At 65.4% G+C, this 19593-nt stretch carries 17 protein-coding genes; 12 read left to right on the forward strand and 5 right to left on the reverse strand.

The window, feature by feature from the left end; genetic code table 11:
• Nucleotides 1-200: 200 nt before the first annotated feature.
• From Herbaro_RS02625 to Herbaro_RS02645, 5 genes are all read left to right on the forward strand, one after another.
• Nucleotides 201-1343: a porin gene (locus Herbaro_RS02625; protein ID WP_275012291.1), complete on the forward strand. Its 1143-nt coding sequence runs from the start codon at nt 201-203 to the stop codon at nt 1341-1343.
• A gap of 1 nt (nt 1344) precedes the next feature.
• The gene (locus tag Herbaro_RS02630; protein ID WP_275012292.1) at nt 1345-2070 is read left to right on the forward strand and encodes an ABC transporter ATP-binding protein; all 726 of its coding nucleotides are present in this window, start codon (nt 1345-1347) and stop codon (nt 2068-2070) included.
• 19 nt (nt 2071-2089) lie between these two features.
• Entirely contained in the window at nt 2090-3025 is a 936-nt protein-coding gene (locus Herbaro_RS02635) for an ABC transporter substrate-binding protein (RefSeq protein WP_275012293.1), read from the forward strand.
• Between the two features lie 18 nt (nt 3026-3043).
• The gene (locus Herbaro_RS02640; protein WP_275012294.1) at nt 3044-4741 is read left to right on the forward strand and encodes an ABC transporter permease; all 1698 of its coding nucleotides are present in this window, start codon (nt 3044-3046) and stop codon (nt 4739-4741) included.
• Between the two features lie 73 nt (nt 4742-4814).
• Nucleotides 4815-5063: a DUF3297 family protein gene (locus tag Herbaro_RS02645; RefSeq protein ID WP_275012295.1), complete on the forward strand. Its 249-nt coding sequence runs from the start codon at nt 4815-4817 to the stop codon at nt 5061-5063.
• A gap of 116 nt (nt 5064-5179) precedes the next feature.
• On the opposite strand, the gene Herbaro_RS02650 is transcribed toward Herbaro_RS02645, so the two are convergent.
• Entirely contained in the window at nt 5180-6247 is a 1068-nt protein-coding gene (locus tag Herbaro_RS02650) for an extracellular catalytic domain type 1 short-chain-length polyhydroxyalkanoate depolymerase (RefSeq protein WP_275012296.1), read from the reverse strand.
• A gap of 67 nt (nt 6248-6314) precedes the next feature.
• Here Herbaro_RS02650 and Herbaro_RS02655 point away from each other — a divergent pair, with 67 nt between their 5' ends.
• The gene (locus Herbaro_RS02655) at nt 6315-6581 is read left to right on the forward strand and encodes a hypothetical protein (protein ID WP_275012297.1); all 267 of its coding nucleotides are present in this window, start codon (nt 6315-6317) and stop codon (nt 6579-6581) included.
• Between the two features lie 79 nt (nt 6582-6660).
• Here Herbaro_RS02655 and Herbaro_RS02660 read toward each other — a convergent pair whose 3' ends face one another.
• Nucleotides 6661-6951, reverse strand: a complete 291-nt coding sequence (locus Herbaro_RS02660) for a hypothetical protein (RefSeq protein ID WP_275012298.1) — start codon at nt 6949-6951, stop codon at nt 6661-6663.
• Here Herbaro_RS02660 and Herbaro_RS02665 point away from each other — a divergent pair.
• The 3 genes from Herbaro_RS02665 to Herbaro_RS02675 all read left to right on the forward strand — a co-directional run bounded on the left by Herbaro_RS02665 (nt 6950) and on the right by Herbaro_RS02675 (nt 8261).
• The gene (locus Herbaro_RS02665; protein ID WP_275012299.1) at nt 6950-7444 is read left to right on the forward strand and encodes a YciE/YciF ferroxidase family protein; all 495 of its coding nucleotides are present in this window, start codon (nt 6950-6952) and stop codon (nt 7442-7444) included. The genes Herbaro_RS02660 and Herbaro_RS02665 overlap by 2 nt on opposite strands.
• A 25-nt stretch (nt 7445-7469) precedes the next feature.
• Nucleotides 7470-7718: a hypothetical protein gene (locus Herbaro_RS02670; RefSeq protein ID WP_275012300.1), complete on the forward strand. Its 249-nt coding sequence runs from the start codon at nt 7470-7472 to the stop codon at nt 7716-7718.
• A gap of 252 nt (nt 7719-7970) precedes the next feature.
• Nucleotides 7971-8261 (forward strand): hypothetical protein, encoded by a 291-nt coding sequence (locus tag Herbaro_RS02675; protein ID WP_275012301.1) that lies wholly within the window; start codon nt 7971-7973, stop codon nt 8259-8261.
• 178 nt (nt 8262-8439) lie between these two features.
• Here Herbaro_RS02675 and Herbaro_RS02680 read toward each other — a convergent pair whose 3' ends face one another.
• Nucleotides 8440-8823: a response regulator gene (locus Herbaro_RS02680; RefSeq protein WP_275012302.1), complete on the reverse strand. Its 384-nt coding sequence runs from the start codon at nt 8821-8823 to the stop codon at nt 8440-8442.
• Nucleotides 8824-9136: 313 nt separating this feature from the next.
• On the opposite strand from Herbaro_RS02680, the gene Herbaro_RS02685 reads away from it, so the two are divergent.
• Nucleotides 9137-9406, forward strand: coding sequence for a hypothetical protein (locus tag Herbaro_RS02685; protein WP_275012303.1), 270 nt, complete (start codon nt 9137-9139; stop codon nt 9404-9406).
• A gap of 95 nt (nt 9407-9501) precedes the next feature.
• Here the strand turns inward: Herbaro_RS02685 and Herbaro_RS02690 are convergent, their stop codons facing one another.
• Together Herbaro_RS02690 and Herbaro_RS02695 are read right to left on the reverse strand one after the other, a co-directional pair.
• Nucleotides 9502-9732, reverse strand: a complete 231-nt coding sequence (locus tag Herbaro_RS02690) for a hypothetical protein (RefSeq protein ID WP_275012304.1) — start codon at nt 9730-9732, stop codon at nt 9502-9504.
• 108 nt (nt 9733-9840) lie between these two features.
• Complete coding sequence (locus Herbaro_RS02695; RefSeq protein ID WP_275012305.1) at nt 9841-10029, reverse strand: hypothetical protein; 189 nt, start codon at nt 10027-10029, stop codon at nt 9841-9843.
• Nucleotides 10030-10384: 355 nt separating this feature from the next.
• Between Herbaro_RS02695 and Herbaro_RS02700 the strand changes: the two genes are divergently transcribed.
• Nucleotides 10385-10633: a hypothetical protein gene (locus tag Herbaro_RS02700; protein WP_275012306.1), complete on the forward strand. Its 249-nt coding sequence runs from the start codon at nt 10385-10387 to the stop codon at nt 10631-10633.
• Nucleotides 10634-10706: 73 nt separating this feature from the next.
• Nucleotides 10707-19439 (forward strand): glycoside hydrolase family 94 protein, encoded by an 8733-nt coding sequence (locus Herbaro_RS02705; RefSeq protein ID WP_275012307.1) that lies wholly within the window; start codon nt 10707-10709, stop codon nt 19437-19439.
• Nucleotides 19440-19593 lie beyond the last annotated feature (154 nt).

Raw genomic sequence — 19593 nt, forward strand, 5'->3', positions numbered from 1 at the left:
CTTGGAAATCGGCGCCGATTTTACTATAGCGGCCCCGTACCGGCAGCCGCGCTGCGCCGGTCTCCCATGCCCGTCGCGGCGAGCGCATGTCATCGAACTGACATAAATCATTCACGGCGCTGAAATATTTAGCCCCGATACTCTCGGCCACGTGACCGTCGGTCGCGTACCCATCTAATCCCAAAGAGGACCTACAATTCATGAACGCTCTCCACCGCCTTGGTGCGGCCGGCTGCCTTGCGGCCGCCTGCTTCGCGCTGCCATCCCTCAGTTCCGCCCAATCCCAGATCCCGTCGACGTCCGTCAAGCTGTACGGCATCGTCGACACCGGCATCGAGTACCTGAGCAATGCCGCCGTCGTCAACGGCAAGACCGCCACCGTCACGCGCATGACGCCCGGCAACATGTCCGGCTCGCGCTGGGGCATCACCGGCAATGAAGACCTGGGCGGCGGCAGCTCCTCGTTCTTCCTGCTGGAAAGCGGCTTCGCCTCCGACACCGGCGCCATGCTCCAGGGTAATCGCCTGTTCGGCCGACTGTCGTACGTGGGCCTGGCCAACAGCGACTACGGCACCGTCTCGGTGGGCCGCATCGGCGGCCTGTTCCTGGACTGGGTCAGCAAGTTCAACCCGCTCAACAACGCCGTGTATGCCATCAAGATGATGGACCCGGCCTTCTCCGACCGGCTCGACAAGACACTGCGCTACCAGCAGAAGTTCGGCCCGGTGACCACCGTCCTGCAATACAGCATGGGTTACGACAGCGTCGCCTACGGCGCGCAGGGCGCGGGCGACAATCTCAAGGGGCGCGTGATGGAAGCCGGCGTGCTGTACGACGGCGGCGACTTCAGCGCGACCCTGGTGTACGACCAGAAGAACGGCCAGAGCACCAACCCGGCGGCGGCCATGACCACTGCGGTGGGCGGCTTTGAGGGCAACACCGACCGGCGCCTCGGCCTGGGCATGTCGTACAAGATGGGCGAGGTCGACCTGTTCGGCGGCTACCGCTACCTCAACTCCAGGGCGATCCACCTGACCGCGCTGACCAAGGGACCGGTGCAGGCGTCCAGCCTGTTCTGGCTCGGCAGCACGTATCACATGACGCCCAACCTGCTGTGGTCGGGGACGGCGATGTACCAGAACTTCTACGGCAGCAAGCTGGCGCCGATGTCGTTCCAGGTGGATGTTGACTACTTCCTCTCCAAGCGCACCGACCTGTATATCAACACCGGCTATGTCATCAACCGCGGCGGCGCCGATCTTGGATTGAACGGTTTCGCCTCGTCGGTGGTGGCCGGACGCAACCAGTTCGGCACGCAGATCGGTATCCGCCATACCTTCTGAGATGATCGCACTGGATAAGAAACCATCGGCCGGCACGTCGATCTCGGTACGCGGCCTGGGACTGGCGTTCGACGCCCAGGCCGTGCTGTCGGGCATCGACCTCGACGTGCCCGGCGGCACCACGCTGGCTCTCTTGGGGCCGTCCGGCTGCGGCAAGAGCACCTTGCTCAAGCTGCTGGCCGGCTTGCAGAAACCCGGCGCCGGCAGCATTCGCTTCGGCGGCGAGCTGGTGGCCGATGCCCAGTTCTGCGTCGCTCCCGAGCGGCGCGGACTGGGCATGGTGTTCCAGGACTATGCCTTGTGGCCGCACATGACGGTGGCCGGCAACGTCGCGTTTCCGCTGGAGATGGCCAGGGTCGCCAAGCCCGAGCGCGAGCGGCGGGTCGCCGCCGCGCTCGCGCGCGTGGGCCTGGAGCAGGTCGGCCGGCGGCGCATCTCGGCGCTGTCGGGCGGGCAGCAGCAGCGCGTGGCGCTGGCGCGCGCCATCGTCGCCGAGCCGAGGATCCTGCTGTTCGACGAGCCCCTCTCCAATCTCGACCGCGACCTGCGCGTGAGCCTGTGCCGCGAGATCGGGGAATTGCTGGCGCAGCTGGGCACCACCGCCGTGTACGTGACGCACGATCGCGAAGAGGCGGAGACGCTGGCGCATCAGGTCGTCACCCTGAAGCAGGGACGGATTTCCCACGCTTCACTTCGATCCGGGAGTCAATATAATGAAACGTTTTAGCATCCTATTCATTTTCACCATGTCGTTATCTTTTGGGTTCGCGGCGGAGCACGCAAACGCACTGACTGTCTACACCGCCGGACCCGGAAGCCTGGGCAAGAAACTGGCGCAGGGCTTCGAGAAGAAGACCGGCATCAAGGTCGACCTGTTCCAGGCGACTACCGGCAAGGTGATGGCGCGGCTGGAAGCCGAGGCCGACAATCCGCACGCCGACGTGCTGATCTCGGCCTCCTGGGACACCGCGCGCGACCTCGACAAGCGCGGCTGGCTGCTCAACTACGAGAGCCCCAATGCCGCCCACGTGCCGGCGATGCTGAAGACGCCCGCATATGTCGCGCAGGGCGTGTCCGCCCTGTGCATCGTCTGGAACATGCGCTCGGGCCTGCCCGAGCCGCGCGACTGGAGCGACCTGGCGCAACCGGCCTACCGCAACCAGGTCACCATGCCCGACCCGGCCTTGTCGGGCGCCACGCTGGACCTGCTGCTGGGTTTGCAGGCGCGCCTGGGCAAGCAGGCCGACGCCCTGTTCGAGAACCTGCACCGCAACGGCATGGTGGTGCTCGGGCCCAACGCGCAGGCGCTCAATCCCGTGCTGCAGGGCGCCAAGTCGGCGGTCTTCGGCGCGGTTGACTACGTGGCCTATGGCGCCGTGGTCAGCGGCGAATCGATCAAGGTGATCTTCCCCTCCGGCGGCACCGTGGTGGCGCCGCGCCCGATGATGATCCTCAAGACCTCGCGCGCGCAGAACGAGGCGCGCGCCTTCGTCGACTACGTGCTCTCGCCGCAAGGGCAGAAGATCGTCGCCGACGCCTGGCTGATCCCGGCGCGCGACGACGTCGGCAGCGACCGTCCGCTCCTCAAGGACTTGAAGCTGCTGCCGCAGGAAGGCGCGGCCACGCCGGTCCAGCATGAGCAGACGCTGCAGCGCTTTTCCAAGCTGTTCGGGCAGCGCTGAGCGCAGGCCGTGGATTCCATGAAAAATTCCAATGCGGGCGCGCCCGCGGTCTGCGCGCGGCCAGCGATCTCGGCGCCGTTGCTGATGCTGCTGGCGACGCTGGGCCTGCTGGTGGCGCTGCCGATCGGCTTCGTCGCGCTGCAAGCGGTCTTCCCGGCCATCAACACCGGTTCGTTCGCGCGGCCGTTCTCCTCGTTCGGCACGGCGCTGGGCGATGAGCGCACCTTGCCGCTGCTGTTCAATACGTTGCGCTTCGGCCTTGTGGTGGCCATCGCCAGCGTCCTGGTCGGCGTGCCGCTGGGCGCCTTGCGCGGCTTGTTCCGGGTGCCGCTGGCGCGGCTCTGGGACTTGCTGTTCCTGGCGCCGTTCCTGATTCCACCCTACCTGGCGGCGCTCGGCTGGATGCTGTTCCTGCAGCCGCACGGCTACCTGGAAGGAATGGTGGGCTTCCATCTCGGCCGCTTCCTGTTCTCGTTCAACGGCGTGGTCGCGGCCATGACGCTCAATGTCTTCCCGGTGGTGTATTTCTCGGTATCGCGCGCGCTGGCGGCGGTCGGCTTGCGCCTGACCGACGTGGCGCGGATCTTCGGCGCCGGTCCCTGGCGCAGCGTATTGCGCATCACCTTGCCGCTGGTGCTGCCGGCCATCGCGGCCAGCGCCTTGCTGACCTTCATCATGGCCATCGAGGAGTTCGGCATTCCGGCGGCGCTGGGCCAGCGCGCCGGCGTCGAATTGCTGGTGACCTCGATCGAGCAGCGCTTCTCGGACTGGCCGATCGACCTCTCCGGCGCGTCGGTGCTCTCGCTGCTGCTGGCGTTGCTGGCGCTGGCGGCGTTCTTCCTGCAGCACCGGCTGCTGGCCAGCCGCAATTTCGAGACGCACTCCGGCAAGCCGGTCGCGGCCACGCCGCGCGAGCTGGGGCCATGGCGTTGGCCGGTGCTGCTGGCGTTCGCGGCGATCGCCGCGGCGGCGACGATTGCGCCCCTGTTCGCCATTGCCGCCACCGCCTTCACGCGCACGCTGTCGGGCGGCCTCAACGCCGGCAACCTGACGCTGGGCCACTTCAGCGCGCTGTGGAACGAAGGCGAGGGCGCCGGGGCGCTGGCCACCAGCCTGGGCCTGGCCACGTTGACCGCGTTGATCACCGGAACGCTGGGGCTGCTGAGCGCCTGGGCCATCGTCAAGACCCGCATGCGCGGGCGCGCGCTGCTCGACGCGCTCACGCTGATGCCGCACGCGCTGCCGGGCGTGGTGGTCGGGGTCGGCCTGATCCTTACCTGGAACCAGTCGTTCTGGCCGGTGACGCCGTACAACACCTGGGGAATCCTGCTGCTGGCCTACAGCTGCCTGCTGCTGCCCTACCCGGTGCGCTACGCCAGCGCCGCGCTGCGCCAGATCGGCGACAACCTGGAAGCCGCCGCGCGCGTGCACGGCGCGTCGATGCACCAGGTCATGCGGCGCATCATCCTGCCGCTGACGGCGCCGGCCCTGGTCTCGTCCATGCTGATCGTGTTCGCCATCGCCTCGCGCGAGCTGGTGAACTCGCTGCTGCTGGCGCCCAGCGGCGTGCAAACCGTGTCGATCTACATCTGGCAGCAGTTCGAGCAGGGCTCGATCGGCGACGGCATGGCCATGGGCGTGGTGACCGTGCTGGTCAGCGGCGGCATGCTGGGCGCCGGCGCGTATTGGAGCCGGCGCTTCAGCGCGGCGCCCTGATCCCGGGAGCCGATGAGGGGGTGCGCGAGGGCAAGGATTGTTTTGGCCGATTTTATCGTCGATAATTGGCGCCATGAACGATACCGCACAACGCCCCCCACTTCCCGACCGGCTCTCGATCGATCCGCGCAGCCCCCACTACAACGCTGCCGTCTTCGAGCACGATGTCGGCATCAAGCTCAACGACAAGGAATTCACCAACGTCGGCGAATATTGCATCAGCGAGGGATGGATCAAGATCCCGGCCGGCAAGGCGCTGGACCGCAAGGGCAATCCCATGCTGACCAAGCTGAAAGGCCGGGTCGAGGCTTTCTACCGGTAAAGATTGAACTGTTGGTGGATCAACGGCCCCGCCTTGCGGGGCTTTTTGTTGTCGGCCTTCGCCGTCGCGGCGGCATGCCGGCCAAGGATGAGGCAGGCGCCGTCAAGCCGACGCCGTCAGCGCAGACGATGTCGGGCAAAGAAATCGAGCACCATTTTCGTGGCGTCCGGCCCACCGGAGTTGAACGCGAATTTTTCGTCTCCGCCGCTCCAGGCGTGGCCCAGGCCTTCGATCAACACCGACCGCACCATCGGTGTTCGCCCCGAGACGTAATCCCCGATCAGCATCCGGCGCCGTACCGGATTTTTCTTGGACACCCTGCCGAATGCCTTGACCGTCAACGGTCTGGCTTCGAGATTCGATTCCCGGTTCAGCCGGACAAACTGTTGCGTCAACTGGCGATGGTTGATCGGCCTCACCACCTTGTCGGCGTCTCCCGCGATCAGGATGGCAGGCACTCCGGCTGCGGCGGGGCGAACGGCGAGCAGTTCATCCATGGCCGCCAGGGGAGATCCGGCACCGGCTTGCATCAACCTGTAGGCGCCCGCCGCGCTTTTGCAACCGCCATAGGCGGGGCCGGAATGCAAGCCCACTGCGGCGACCAGCCCGGGATGCGTCAGCGCCAGCAGTTGCGCCATGGCGGCGCCGGCGGAGAGCCCGCATGCGTAGACGCGCCGGCGATCGATGGCGTGCCTGGCGGCGATATCCTCGACCAGCGCGGCAATCATGGCGACATCGGCTTCTCCCCGCTGGGTCGCCGGGTCGTACCATTTCCAGCAGCGCTGCGCATGGGCGCCCAGGGATTGTTCCGGATACAGTACGGCGTATCCCTTGCGCGCCGCGTGCGCGTTCATCCTCGTCCCTTCGGCGAAGTCGGCGGCGTTCTGCTGGCAGCCATGCAGCATCACGATCAGCGGCGCGCCGGCGCCGTGCCTGTCGGGCAGGAACAGCCGGTATTGCATGCGGCGCGCCAGGGCGGCGTCATGGCTATGGCGGCCGAGCATCCATGACCCCGGCGGCGCGACGGTGGGAGCGGATCGTTTTGAGCCGGGGCGCCTTGACTTGGCCGCCGCAGGGGAAGGCTTGGCGACAAGCATCTTCAACATCGTCTTGACGTGCTTTTGCTGCGCCTTGGCCGCCTTCTTCATCCCGGAAAACCATAGCCGTTTCACTTTCTTGAGCATCGTCGATTCTCAGTTGCCCGGCTCGGGGCATATAAACGACGCGCAAGCGCCGATCGGGTTGCAGTGAATGTCGCGCAAGGGCGACGATGCCGCAGGCACCGGCGTTTGCTTCGGTCCGGAAGCTTCATGGCGGATCTTGCTGTTTCCTTTCCTGCTCCCGTTTCTCGTCCGCCTGGCCGCGCCGGCTTATTTTCTTTTCGATAGCGATGGACTCACGGGCGCGCCGTTCCTGTTTATCTTCGCCGGCCAGTTTATCGGGGTGTTTGTCAATGCGGGTGTGGGCATCGTTGCCGCTGCCTCGGCTGCTGGACATAGCGAAGCTCCTCAAAGCTGATGGATGGCGAATTCGCCCGCGCCGTTGTTTTTGCCGGCGACGATGCATGTTGCGCCCATTGGCAGGGCTCAGATGTAGGTCATTGACCCATGCGTGTGTAGTCCTGCGCGATCGCGCGTCCGGCTTGTTGGGTCGGACGGCAATCCGGATCCTTGTCGGTGTTGTCCCACATGCGAATAGACGCTTTCCTGTCGTCCGACTTCCTCCCGGCCTTCTGACGGCGCTCCCGCATCGGCCATAAGATCAGGCGCATCCCGCTGGGAATTGTCTTGAGAATGTCAGGAAGCACAGGACCTGCGTCATCAGCCCGACGGGAACTGGCCGGGGCGCCTGGCGTCCCGGTCATTTCATTCAACGAGGAGAATTTCATGAGCGTAAAATCATTGAGCGACCTGTTTATCCATGGTCTTTCCGACATCTATAGCGCCGAGAAGCAATTGGCAAAGGCTTTGCCGAGAATGATCCGATCCGCCACCAATCCGGATTTGACGGCTGCACTGGACCTGAACCTGCAAGAGACCCAGGGCCAGATCGAGCGTATCGACCAGATCGTGGAGGCCACCGGGCTGCGCCTGAAGCGCATCAAGTGCGCGGCGATGGAAGGCCTGGTGGAGGAAGGGAAGGAGCAAATAGACGAAGTGGAGAAGGGCCCGGTATTGGATGCGGCCCTGATCGGCGCGGCCCAGAAGGTGGACCACTATGAAATCGCCACGTATGGCACCTTGTGCGCGCTGGCGAAGAAACTCGGATATCCCGAGGCGGTGACGCTGATGCGCGAGACGCTGGACGAGGTGAAGGCGGCCGATGAGAAGCTCACTGTCCTCGCCGAGCAGGACGTGATGCCTGAGGCATTGGCGACGTGAACATGGCGGCGAAACGGGAGGAGATATGTCACATCGAGAAATCAAGGCGGAAGCGGACATCGAGCTGCTGATCCGCTCCAAGATGGCCCAATTCCCGCCCTGCGATGGCGTCGCGCTGACCGGCGTACGCTGGCACGGCATGGACGAGACCGGTTGCAACTGGAACGCCGAGTGGATTGCGGGCAACGAGCCCCAGGCCAGTGAATGCCATGTATCGATCACCGATTATGTGGAAGAGCTGCGCAGCGCATTCCTGCTAGCCGAGCCCGCATAGGCTTGCCGGTGCGTGGCGCGGCCCCCGAGATTCCAGGGGGATGGCGCCGCTTTTTTTCCACCAAAGAGACCACGCGCGGACAAGACTTCTTCTTACATCACCGGCGCCCGATTGGGCGCAGTATCGGAATCACACCCAGCAGGATCGACTCGCCGCTCGCGGCAAGCCTGTCCCGCAGCGGTGCTGCGAAAACGGACATCGCGGCCTGTTCCGATGACGCCTCAATGTGACCGTGATGCAAAGGAAGACGATATGTCGAACATCAATCAGACACCGGGCCAACAGCGTCCCGAAGAAAGCGATCCCCAGCCCGGGCGGAGCATCGGGGAGGAAGACGGGGACGCGGCGTCCCCGGGAAAAGGAGAAGAGCCGGATCAGCCCGCTCCGGACCAGGGAGAGCTTGTCGATGAACCGTCGGAAACGGAGCCTGCGGACGAGGAGCGCGATCCGGAATCGGAGCGCGGCGCTGACGGCGAAGGTGAAGGCGATATTTATCGCAGTGGGCATGCCCGGGGAGATGCTCCGCCCGATGTAACGCCCTGACCGAAGACGGGGCGAGGCAAACGAAAGGCCGCTTGCGCGGCCTTTTCTTCGTGGAGAGCCGCCGATACGTGGCGAGGTCCGATGGAAGGATCCAGGCTCGGACGAGCCGCGACGCCGGCGGTCCGGTGTGCGGCAAGTACTTCCGGCAAGGCCACGACGGCGGCGTCAGCGCCGCATCTCAGCCCGCGCCGGCCAGCTGATCGATGGTGCGGAGCAGGCGCTCCATCTGGCACGGCTTGACCAGCAGGGCGTCGAAGAGCTTGGCCGCGGACGCTGAGTTTGGCAACGGAGTGGCGCTGAGAAGCGCGATGGGGATGTGAGAGAACTCCGGACAGCCTTTCGCGCGCATGGCAAAGTCCAAGCCGTTCATGACCGGCATTCTCATATCCGTGAGCACGACATGGATCCGGCCGGTCTTGAGGGCGTCCAGGGCTTCGGCGCCGTTGCTTGTCTCCAGGACCTTGTAGCCGTGCAGCTGCAGCGCTTGAGACAACATCTCTCGCACGTCGGGATTGTCTTCGACGACAAGAACGGTGGTCAGCTGCCGATCGGTCGGATGCATTGGATCCCTTGGGTCGGATGAATGGGAACGTTCTTGCGCCGCATGAGTCTGGCAGGGCCGGGAAGCCCCGGCCGAGGCCTTCCAAGCCGGCGTCGTTCCGCGGTATGCGTGTTGGCGCCGTTCCCCCCCGCCATCGTCAACGGGATGTTTCCCTTTGTGTGGGGTGGCGAACAGTCCTGCTCAGGCAACTCCACTACTGTCTGCTTGTTGAGGCCGGGCTTACGGATCTCATCAACGTCTGCCGCGGAGCCGATATTTCCCAGCGCCCCGGATTGTTGAGCTGCGCTTCCCTTTTACTTCCCGAGGAATATTCATGCTTGTCTACGAAACCGCAGAAAGCGACGACAGTTTCTCCTATCGCTTGCAGTATTCCCGTCGCGGGCAGGGTTGGGCCCTGGAGTTGCTGGAGGTCATGCGCGACGGCGAATCCGTGCTGTCCCAGCCTGGGGCGATGTTCCTTTATCCCACGCAAGCGCTGGCCATCGCTTATGGCATCAATACCTGCGAATCCATCGCCAGCCGTCTTGCCGTCGGCCGACCGAGCCGGGACGAGTCCCTGCGCGCGCAGGCGCGGTCTCCATAGCGTCGTACATGGGGCGATGTATCGAGCAGATTGCCGCCGGCATGCATTGCTATGCATTGCTTCACCACCTTCTTGCGATTCTGTATCCGTTGAGGTCACATCTGCTGCTTCCTGACGGCGTTTCGGACGATGCGAAGGCATTGCCTGACGAATCGCCCTGCGCCGGACGCTGGTACGTTCTCTTTACCGGCAGGGAGGATACGGCCGAGCGCATCGTCGAGCGCGGCGTCGGCTGCAGCGTCAAGCCGTTCCTGGCGCTCGGCGCCGGCATGCTCGCGCGGCGAGGTTTCGGCAGGGCGGCCCATCGATAGGGCGGGGCTGTTCATTGAAAGCTCCATTCCAGGGCGTGGATATTGCAGGGCCATCGCTCGAGGACGGAGGTTGACGCGCTGCGTTTGCATGCGCCCCAATCCGTTCTCGTCCCGCTTAACTTACTACTTCTTTCCGTCATTCTTGTGCGATGACGAATGGCCTTGCTTGCCGGGGGCCGCGGCCTTGTCGCCTGCCGCGGATCCCGCGTTGTCGTCGCGCGCGGATTTCACCGCCTTGCCGTCGTTATCCTTGGTCGCCGATTTCTTGTCGGTGCCGCTCTCTTGCTTGCTGCGATGGTTGTTGCTGGACATGTCGATTCTCCTTGAGCGCCTGTTGGCAATTCGCCCGCGCTTTCGATGTGCGTGCGCCGACGATGACCCATGCTGTGCTTATCGGAAGTCGGTGGATGTAGGTGCAAGGACTATGTGACTGTAGTCATCCCCGCCGCAGACGAAAGCAGGATGCGGCGGTTGGTGCGGCGTGATTCTTCCTGCGGCGCGGGCGTCGCTATGTATGCCATCGCACATACCTGCGACGCTATCTGGACTACGGTGATGGCTGGACTTGGCCTTGCCTTGCAAGGGCGGCGCGAAGGTGATCATACGTCGTGAGACGGGCTGTCGGCAGTCCTTGCTCAGGCCGGCAGGATGCAAGAGGAGCGATGTGATGCTGGGGACCGAGATCTACAGGGATTTCAGAATCGACATCACCGTGTCGGCGATCGGTGAGAACTTCAGGACGTTTACCTGCATCGCGCGCTGTCGTCCAAGACCGGCCGCCTCGATCAGCGGCGTGTGCGACGAGAGGACCGACTCCACCGCCATGGAAAACCATGTGGCGCTGGAGCGTGCGTTCGATCGCGCCAGGAAAGACGTGGATCACCTGGTCTCCAATGGCGTATTCGCCAGAATCTAGGCCGACTAACTTGGCGCCCCGGGACAAGCTCATCGAAAATTCACCGCCGTCATCCGCTTCGTCGGAGCAAGAATTGCCGCTGCGCGCCGAGCTGTTCAGCGCCCAGCAAATGGAGCGCCACGGCCAGGTTCTGGCCCGGATGCATGTCCTGAGTTCGGGGCAGCGTCCTGACCGGCTCTTGTCGCGGCTGTCCAGCAATCAGGAAGTCATCGTTTCCACCTGTGCCCTGCTGACCGACGCGATCAAGCTTGGGAGGCAGGTCACCCCCGCCTCCGAATGGCTGCTGGACAACTATTACTTGATCGATGAGCAGATCCGCACCGCCAAGCGCCATCTCCCCAAGCGCTACAGCAAGGCGCTGCCGCAGCTGAAAAATGGTCATCGTGAAGGCATTCCGCGGGTCTACGACATTGCCCTCGAGACGATCGCCCACGGCGACGGCCGCGTCGATCCGGAAAGCCTGAGCCGCTTCGTCGCCTCCTACCAGAAGGTCACCACCCTCAACCTCGGCGAGCTATGGGCCATTCCCATCATGCTGCGCCTGGCGCTGATAGAGAACCTCAGGCGGGTGGCGGCGCGCCTGTCCGATAGCCGCCAACACAGCGCCCTGGCGCAACGGTGGGCGGACAGGATGCTGGAAGTGGCGCAGGAAATCCCCGAAGACCTGATTCTGGTCGTGGCCGATATGGCGCGCTCCGAGCCGGCCCTGGAAAGCGCCTTCGTGGCCGAACTGGTCCGGCGCCTGCAAGCGCGCAATTCGACGCTGGCGCTTCCCTTGACCTGGTTGTCGCAACGGCTGGCGGCTTCCGGCGAGAGCATCGAGGGGCTGGTCCAGCAAGAGGGGCAACGCCAGGCATCGGACCAGGTGTCCATCAGCAACACCATCGGTTCGCTGCGCTTGCTCAGCAGCACCGACTGGCACGAGTTCGTGGAGACCATGAGCGAGGTGGAGCATACCTTGCGCCGGGATCCCGCCAACGTCTATGCGCGAATGGATTTCGCCACGCGCGACCGCTATCGCCATGCCGTGGAGAAGATCGCGCGCAACGGCTGGCTCCCGGAGGCCGCCGTGGCAGCCCAGGCCGTGACGTTGTCCGATAAGGCCTGCGAGCAGGCCGGGGCCGCGCATCGCACTTCACATGTGGGGTATTACCTGATCGGCCCCGGGCGCGCGCGCCTGGAGGAGGCCGCGGGTATACGCCATTCCTGGATCGAACACGGCCGCCGCGCCGGCGCCAGGCGCGCCTTGCCGTTCTACCTCGGCAGCGTGATGTTGTTCACGCTGCTCATCGAATATGCGCTGCTGGCGGTGGCGGCGCAGGACGGCGCCGCGGCATGGCGGCCGGCGTGGTTCGCCCTGTTCGCCGTGCTGGCCCTGCTTCCGGCCAGCCAGCTGGCGCAATCGCTGGTGAACTGGATAGCATCCCAGTCGGTCGCCCCGGTCTTGCTGCCGCGCATGGATCTGGCGACGGGCGTCCCTCCCGAATTGGCCACGCTGGTCGCCGTTCCTTGCTTGATGCAGACGACCTCCGGCGTCGAGGAATTGGTGGACGCGCTGGAAGTGCGCTTCCTGGCGAATCGGGATCGGCATGTGCGCTTTTGCCTCTTGACCGACCACATGGATGCGCAGGTGGAACACAACGCCGACGATGCCTGGCTGATGCTGGCCGCCAGGCAGCACGTGGAGCGCCTCAACCTCAAGTATCCGCGCGCCGGCGGCGACTTCTTTCTGCTGCTGCATCGGCCCCGGACCTGGAATCCGGCCGAGAACGCATGGATGGGATATGAGCGCAAGCGCGGCAAGCTGGAAGCGCTCAACGCCCTGCTGACACGGGACGATGCGACCGCATTCTCCCTGGTGGTCGGCAATACCGACGGGCTGGCCAATATCCGTTACGTCATCTCGCTCGACACCGACACGGCGTTGCCGCGTGACGCCGCGCGCCAGATGATCGCCACCATGGCCCATGCGCTGAACCTGCCCGTGCATGACGAGGTCAGCAACATCATCGTCGACGGCTACGGCATGCTGCAGCCCCGCGTCACGGTCAGCGCGCCCACCCCTGAAGCCTCGCGCTTTGAATTGCTGTACGGCGGGGATATCGGCATCGATCCCTACACGCGCGCCGTCTCCGATCTCTATCAGGACCTGTTCGGCGAGGGTTCCTTCATCGGCAAGGGGATCTACGACGTTCGGGCCTTTGAAAGGGTGATGCGTCACCGCATGCCGGAGGGCCGCATCCTCAGCCACGATCTGCTTGAGGGTTGCTATGCCCGTTGCGGCCTGGTCAGCGACATCCAGCTCAATGAAAACTATCCGACGCGTTACAGCACCGACGCCAGCCGGCGGCATCGCTGGGTGCGGGGCGACTGGCAGATAGCGGCATGGGTGCTGCCCTGGGTTCCCACGGCGGGCGTGGGGCGCGGCGGCACGGGCCGCGAGCGCAATCCGCTGTCCGTGCTCTCGCGCTGGAAACTGTTCGACAACCTGCGCCGCAGCCTGGTGGCGCCGGCCTTGACCGGCATCACGGTGGCCGGATGGATGTTTCTTTCCAATGCATGGTCGTGGACCTTCGCCATGCTTGCCCTCGTATTTACACCGGTGCTGTGCGCCGTGCTGCTGAGCCTGCTCAGGGTCGCGCCGGAAACCCGGTTGCGGCAGCACGTGTGGGCGACGCTGCGGGCGGCGCTGACCCAGCTGACCCAGGCAACGCTGTCGGTCGGCCTGCTGCCGTGCGAGGCGTGGCAGCATCTCGACGCGATCGTACGGACCCAGTGGCGCTTGCACGTGTCCCATCTGCGGTTGCTGGCGTGGCGCAGCTCCAGCGAGGTCGCGCGCAACGCCGGCCAGCACTTGCGGGCCAGCTATCGCGGGATGTGGCCGGCGCCGGCGCTGGCGCTGGCGACCGCGCTCTATCTTGACGTGATGCATCCGACGGCGCTGGCGGCAGCCGCGATCATCCTCCTGTCCTGGTGGATCGCGCCCTATGTCGCCTGGCGCTTGAGCCAGCCGGTGCCGCACGGCAACGCTGAGCTCAGCCAGGCAAGGAAGCGCTACCTGGGCATGCTGGCGAGGAAGATATGGCTCTTCTTCGAAGATCATGTGGGCCCCGCGGACAACTGGCTGCCGCCCGACAACCTGCAGGAACACCCGGTCGAAGTGCTGGCGCGGCGCACTTCCCCGACCAACATCGGGCTGAGCCTGATGGCCAGCCTGAGCGCTTACGATTTCGGCTACATTCCCGCCGGCCAGCTGATCGACCGCACGGCCCGCACCTTCGCCACGCTGGCCCTGCTGGAACGCTACCAGGGGCATTTTTACAACTGGTATGACACGCGCAACCTGCAGCCGCTGGCGCCGGCCTATGTGTCCACGGTGGACAGCGGAAACCTGGCGGGGAACCTGCTGACGCTGGTCCCGGGGCTGGACGGGTTGGCGGATGCGCCGGTGCTTCATCCTCGCCGGTTCCAGGGGATCGCTGATGTGTGCGCGATCCTGGACGAGCTGGCGCGCGACACGCCGTTGCCGGCGCCGACGATGATGCTCGAGGACGTGGCCCTCGCGTGCCGCGACGTACCTGGCGACACCGCCGCCGCTCGCGACATGCTGCACCGGTTATGGCGGCAGGCAAGTGACTACCATGCCAGCTGGCGCCAGCGCGGCGGCCACCCTCTTTCCCTTTCGGGCGCGCTTGTCGCCGGTGAGGCGGAGATCGCCCGATGGACGGATGTCCTGGTGCGCCAGTGCCGGGAGGCATTGGATGAGATGGAGACGCTGGCTCCCTGGCTGCCGATGACAAGCGCTGCGGATTGGAGCGTCGATGTCCGTGCCATCGTCCCGATGCTGGAGACATCATTGAGCCTGCGGCATATCGCCCAGCTGGAGAGCCTGACGCAGGATTATTTTGAGGCGCTTCCATTCGGAGGCGGCGATCCGCAGGCGTTGCAGGCGCACGGCTTGCGCGCTGCGATCAAGGCCGCCAGCGCCCTGGCGGCCGCGCGGATCCGGGAGGTCGATGCGCTGATCGCCCAAGCCGGGGAATTCGCGCGAATGGAATACGGCTTCCTGTACGACCCGGCCACTCACCTGCTGGCGATCGGCTATAACGCGAGCGAGCGACGTCGCGACACCGGCTTCTACGACCTGCTGGCCTCGGAGGCGCGGCTGGCGACCTTCGTCGGCATCGCTCAGGGGCAACTGCCGCAGGACAGCTGGTTTGCACTGGGACGCCAGCTCACGCTGGCGGGGGGCGAACCCATTCTGCTCTCCTGGAGCGGCTCGATGTTCGAGTACCTGATGCCGCTGCTGATCATGCCGACGTTCCGCGGCACCTTGCTGGACCAGACTTGTCGCGCCGTGGTGGAGCGCCAGATCGGCTACGGCATGGAGTGCGGGGTGGTCTGGGGCATGTCGGAGTCCGGCTACAACGCCTTCGACGCCAGCCTGAACTACCAGTACCGCAGCTTCGGGGTGCCCGGCCTGGGCTTGAAGCGCGGCCTGGGCGACGATCTCGTGGTGGCGCCCTACGCGACGATCATGGCGCTGATGGTGGCGCCGGAGCGCGCCTGCGCCAATCTGCTGGAGATGCGGGCCTCCGGCATGGAGGGCGTCTACGGTTTCTACGAAGCCATCGACTATACGCCGTCGCGCCTGGCGCGTGGCCAGAGCAGGGCGCTCATCCGATCCTTCATGGCGCATCACCAGGGCATGGGATTGCTGTCCCTGGCTTGCCTGCTGCTGGAGAAACCGATGCAAAGGCGCTTCGAATCCGTCCCCATGTTCCAGGCGACGATGTCCCTGCTGCATGAACGCATACCCAAGGCTGGCGCCAACTACCCGTCGGCATTGGAGCTGGCCGACGTCCGCTCGACGCTGGACGGACCGGACCTCCATATCCGCGTGCTGCAACGGGGCGACTCGCGCGTGCCGGAGGTGCAGCTGCTCTCCAACGGGCGCTATCACCTGATGCTCACCGGCGCGGGCGGCAGCTACAGCCGCTGGAACGACCTGGCGCTCACGCGCTGGCGCGAAGACGACACGCGCGATCACTGGGGCAGCTTCTGCTATATCCGGGACATGAGCGACGGCGTGTTCTGGTCCACCGCCGCGCAACCCACCCGGACCGAGCCATCTCACTATGAGGTGATCTTCTCTGAGGGACGGGCCGAATTCCGCCGCCGTGACCGGAGCTTCGAGACGCACACGGAAGTGGTGGTCTCGCCTGAGGACGATATCGAACTGCGCCGCACCAAGATCGTGAATCACTCATCCGCCTCGCGCACCATCGAGCTGACCAGCTATGCCGAGGTGGTGCTGGCGCCGGCGGCCGCGGACGCCATGCACCAGACCTTCGGCAACCTGTTCGTCCAGACCGAGATCGATGCGCGGCGCGGCGCCATCCTGTGCACGCGCCGCGCGCGCTCGCCCGGCGAAAGCGTGCCATGGATGTTCCATCTGATGACCGTGCACGGCACCGCCATCGAGGAGACGTCCTATGAGACCGACCGGCTGGCCTTCCTCGGCCGGACCAACACGCCGGCCTCGCCGGAGGCCATGCGCAGGGCCGGACCGTTGGCGGGCGCCGCCGGCTCCGTGCTGGATCCCATCATGGCGATCCGCCACCGCATCACGCTGGCGCCGGAGCAGTCCGTCACCATCGATATGGTGGCAGGCGTGGCGCCGACCAGGGAAGCGTGCCAGGGATTGGTCGGCAAATATCAGGACCGGCACCTGTGCGCTCGCGTGGTCGAGCTGGCGTGGACGCACAACCAGGTAGTGCTGCGCCAGCTCAACGCCAGCGAGGCCGATGCGCAACTCTACGGGCGGCTGGCGGGCTCGGTGGTCTACGCCAATCCCCTGCTGCGCGCGGATGCCGGCATCCTGGCCCGCAACCAGCGCGGCCAGTCGGCGCTGTGGAGTTATTCGATCTCCGGCGACCTGCCCATCGTGCTGGTGCAGATCGGCGACATGGCCAGCATCGAGCTGGTGCGGCAGCTGGTGCAGGCGCATGCCTACTGGCGTTCCAAGGGGCTGGCGGTCGATCTGGTGATATGGAACGAGGACCATGCGGGATATCGGCAGGTGCTGCAGGACCAGATCCTGGGCCTGATCTCGTCCGTGACCGGCGCGCATGCGATCGATCGTCCCGGAGGAATCTTCATTCGTTTTCTGGACCAGATCTCCGATGAAGACAGGGTGCTGTTCCAGTCCGTCGCGCGCATCATACTGAGCGACCGCAACGGATCCCTGGCCGAGCAGCTGAACCGGCGCGAGCCGCCGGAGTCCAGGCTGCCGATGCTGGCGGTCACGGCCGCAGCTGCGCCCGTCGACGATGAGGGCCTCGCCGCATATTCAGGGCGGGCGCCGCTGTTCCAGAACGGCACCGGCGGTTTCAGCGAAGATGGCGACGAGTACAGAATCATCACCGGAGAAGGCCGCCGTACGCCGGCGCCGTGGAGCAATGTCATTGCCAACCCCCATTTCGGCACCGTGATTTCCGAAAGCGGTCAGGCCTACAGCTGGAGCGAAAACGCGCACGAATTCCGGATTACCCCGTGGAACAACGATCCCGTCAGCGATCGCGGCGGGGAGGCCTTCTACCTGCGCGATGAAGATAGCGGGCGATACTGGTCACCCACGCCGCTGCCGGCTTGCGGCGGCGGAGAGTACCTTGCGCGGCACGGATTCGGCTACAGCGTGTTCGAGCATAGCGAAGATGGGCTGGCTTGCGCGCTGACCGTCTATGTTGCCCTCGATGCCGCAATCAAGTATTCGGTATTGCGCATCCGTAACGAGTCGGGACGGCCGCGCCGGCTGTCGGCGACCGGCTATGTCGAATGGGTGCTGGGCGACCTGCGGGCCAAGACCGCGATGCATATCACCAGCGAGATCGACCCGGCGACCGGGGCGCTGTTTGCCCGCAATCACTACAACACCGAATTTCCGCACAGGCTGGCCTTCTTCGATGTCGATGCCGTGAAGTCGGTCACCGCCGATCGGCAGGAATTCATCGGGCGCAACCATTCGCTGGACGATCCGGCCGCCATGCGGCGGCAACGGCTCTCCGGCAAGAGCGGCGCCGGCCTCGATCCGTGCGCGGCCCTGCAGGTGGCATTCGAGCTGGCGCCGGGCCAGGAGCAGGAGCTGGTGTTCATGTTGGGCGCCGCCGACACGCGCGAGACCGACCCGGTGGCGCTGCTGATGCGCTACCGCGGCAGCGTTGCCGCCGCGGAGGCGTTGCTCGCGGTGCGGCGCTATTGGCAAGAGACGCTTGGCGCGATCCGCATCGCCACGCCGGAACCCGCCATCGACCTGCTGGCCAACGGTTGGCTGCTGTACCAGACGCTGGCTTGTCGCATGTGGGGGCGCAGCGGTTTCTACCAGTCCGGCGGCGCCTTCGGCTTCCGCGACCAGTTGCAGGACGCCATGGCGCTCGTGCATGTCGAGCCGCAACTGGTGCGGTCGCATCTGTTGCTGTGCGCCGGACGCCAATTCGTCGAAGGAGACGTCCAGCATTGGTGGCATCCGCCCGGCGGCCGCGGCGTGAGAACCCACTGTTCCGACGACTATCTCTGGTTGCCGCTGGCGGCGTGCCGCTATATTGCCGTCACCGGCGACGACGGCGTGCTGGACGAGACGATTGCTTTCATCGAAGGTCGCGCCGTGGGCGCGGATGAAGACTCCTACTACGACTTGCCTGCGCCCTCGGCGCAATCCGCCTCGCTGTATCAGCACTGTGTGCGCGCGATCCGGCATGGATTGCGGTTCGGCGTCCACGGACTCTCGCTGATGGGATCTTGCGACTGGAACGACGGCATGGACAAGGTCGGCCATCAAGGGCGGGGCGAGAGCGTCTGGCTCAGCTTCTTCTTCTGCGAGGTGCTGCTGCGTTTTGCCGAGGTGGCCGCCGCTTGCGGCGACGCCGCCTTCGCGGCGGAGTGCCGCGCGCAGGCGGCGCTGTTGCGCGGCAATATCGAGGCCAACGGATGGGACGGCCAGTGGTACCTGCGCGCCTATTTCGACGACGGCAGCCCGCTCGGCTCGGCCGCCAACGTCGAATGCCGCATCGATTCGATTTCGCAGAGCTGGTCGGTTCTTTCCGGGGCCGGGATGCCGCAGCGGAGCAGCGCGGCGATGGACGCGGTCAATCGCCACCTTGTCCACCCGGAGCAGGGCGTGGTGCAGCTGCTGGATCCTCCGTTCGACCATGCCGGCCAGAATCCCGGCTACATCCGCGGCTATGTGCCGGGGGTGCGGGAAAACGGCGGCCAGTACACCCACGCCGCCATCTGGGCCGCCATGGCGTTCGCGCGCATGGGCGACAGCGGCTCGGCATGGACGATCGCGCGCATGATCAACCCCATCCTGCACGCCGGCACGCAGCGGGAGGTCGACGTCTACAAGGTGGAGCCCTACGTGATGGCGGCCGATGTCTATGCGGCCAGTCCCCATATGGGCCGCGGCGGCTGGACCTGGTACACCGGATCGGCCGGCTGGATGTACAGGCTCCTGGTGGAGTCCCTGCTGGGACTGGACATACGGGGCGACATCCTCACCGTCCATCCGTGCCTGCCGCCGGCCTGGGAAGGTTACCGGCTGGACTACCGGCATCACGGCGCATGCTATCGGATGACGATCGTCCAGTCGCGGGACGGGACCTCCGATCGTCCCGACCGCTATGTTCTGGACGGCGCCGCACTGCCGTCTTCCTCATTGAACCTGGTGGACGACGGGCAGGATCATACGGTGGAGATCACCTTGTTTCGCCGGGCGCCGTCGCGCGTTGCGCAGCCTGCTGTTTCATAAAACAACGATTACGTCCGTGTCGCCTGCGTTAGAGGAGTTGCGCCTACATCCAGTCCTTCGGCGCAGGCGCATGATCGTGCATTACCCCTGCATTGGATCGGCCGCGATGCCGAAGCAGGCAGGGGCCGCAAGCGCAACGGACATCACGGTCTGC

Source organism: Herbaspirillum sp. WKF16 (genome assembly GCF_028993615.1).
Classification (GTDB): Bacteria; Pseudomonadota; Gammaproteobacteria; order Burkholderiales; family Burkholderiaceae_D; genus Herbaspirillum.

What these genes read in the sequence shown, in the direction of transcription:
- Herbaro_RS02625 (WP_275012291.1), top strand. Translation starts at nt 201, where the DNA reads ATGAACGCTCTCCACCGCCTTGGTGCGGCCGGCTGCCTTGCGGCCGCC.
- Herbaro_RS02630 (WP_275012292.1), top strand. Translation starts at nt 1,345, where the DNA reads ATGATCGCACTGGATAAGAAACCATCGGCCGGCACGTCGATCTCGGTA.
- Herbaro_RS02635 (WP_275012293.1), top strand. Translation starts at nt 2,090, where the DNA reads ATGTCGTTATCTTTTGGGTTCGCGGCGGAGCACGCAAACGCACTGACT.
- Herbaro_RS02640 (WP_275012294.1), top strand. Translation starts at nt 3,044, where the DNA reads ATGAAAAATTCCAATGCGGGCGCGCCCGCGGTCTGCGCGCGGCCAGCG.
- Herbaro_RS02645 (WP_275012295.1), top strand. Translation starts at nt 4,815, where the DNA reads ATGAACGATACCGCACAACGCCCCCCACTTCCCGACCGGCTCTCGATC.
- Herbaro_RS02650 (WP_275012296.1), bottom strand. Translation starts at nt 6,247, where the DNA reads ATGCTCAAGAAAGTGAAACGGCTATGGTTTTCCGGGATGAAGAAGGCG.
- Herbaro_RS02655 (WP_275012297.1), top strand. Translation starts at nt 6,315, where the DNA reads ATGTCGCGCAAGGGCGACGATGCCGCAGGCACCGGCGTTTGCTTCGGT.
- Herbaro_RS02665 (WP_275012299.1), top strand. Translation starts at nt 6,950, where the DNA reads ATGAGCGTAAAATCATTGAGCGACCTGTTTATCCATGGTCTTTCCGAC.
- Herbaro_RS02660 (WP_275012298.1), bottom strand. Translation starts at nt 6,951, where the DNA reads ATGAAATTCTCCTCGTTGAATGAAATGACCGGGACGCCAGGCGCCCCG.
- Herbaro_RS02670 (WP_275012300.1), top strand. Translation starts at nt 7,470, where the DNA reads ATGTCACATCGAGAAATCAAGGCGGAAGCGGACATCGAGCTGCTGATC.
- Herbaro_RS02675 (WP_275012301.1), top strand. Translation starts at nt 7,971, where the DNA reads ATGTCGAACATCAATCAGACACCGGGCCAACAGCGTCCCGAAGAAAGC.
- Herbaro_RS02680 (WP_275012302.1), bottom strand. Translation starts at nt 8,823, where the DNA reads ATGCATCCGACCGATCGGCAGCTGACCACCGTTCTTGTCGTCGAAGAC.
- Herbaro_RS02685 (WP_275012303.1), top strand. Translation starts at nt 9,137, where the DNA reads ATGCTTGTCTACGAAACCGCAGAAAGCGACGACAGTTTCTCCTATCGC.
- Herbaro_RS02690 (WP_275012304.1), bottom strand. Translation starts at nt 9,732, where the DNA reads ATGAACAGCCCCGCCCTATCGATGGGCCGCCCTGCCGAAACCTCGCCG.
- Herbaro_RS02695 (WP_275012305.1), bottom strand. Translation starts at nt 10,029, where the DNA reads ATGTCCAGCAACAACCATCGCAGCAAGCAAGAGAGCGGCACCGACAAG.
- Herbaro_RS02700 (WP_275012306.1), top strand. Translation starts at nt 10,385, where the DNA reads ATGCTGGGGACCGAGATCTACAGGGATTTCAGAATCGACATCACCGTG.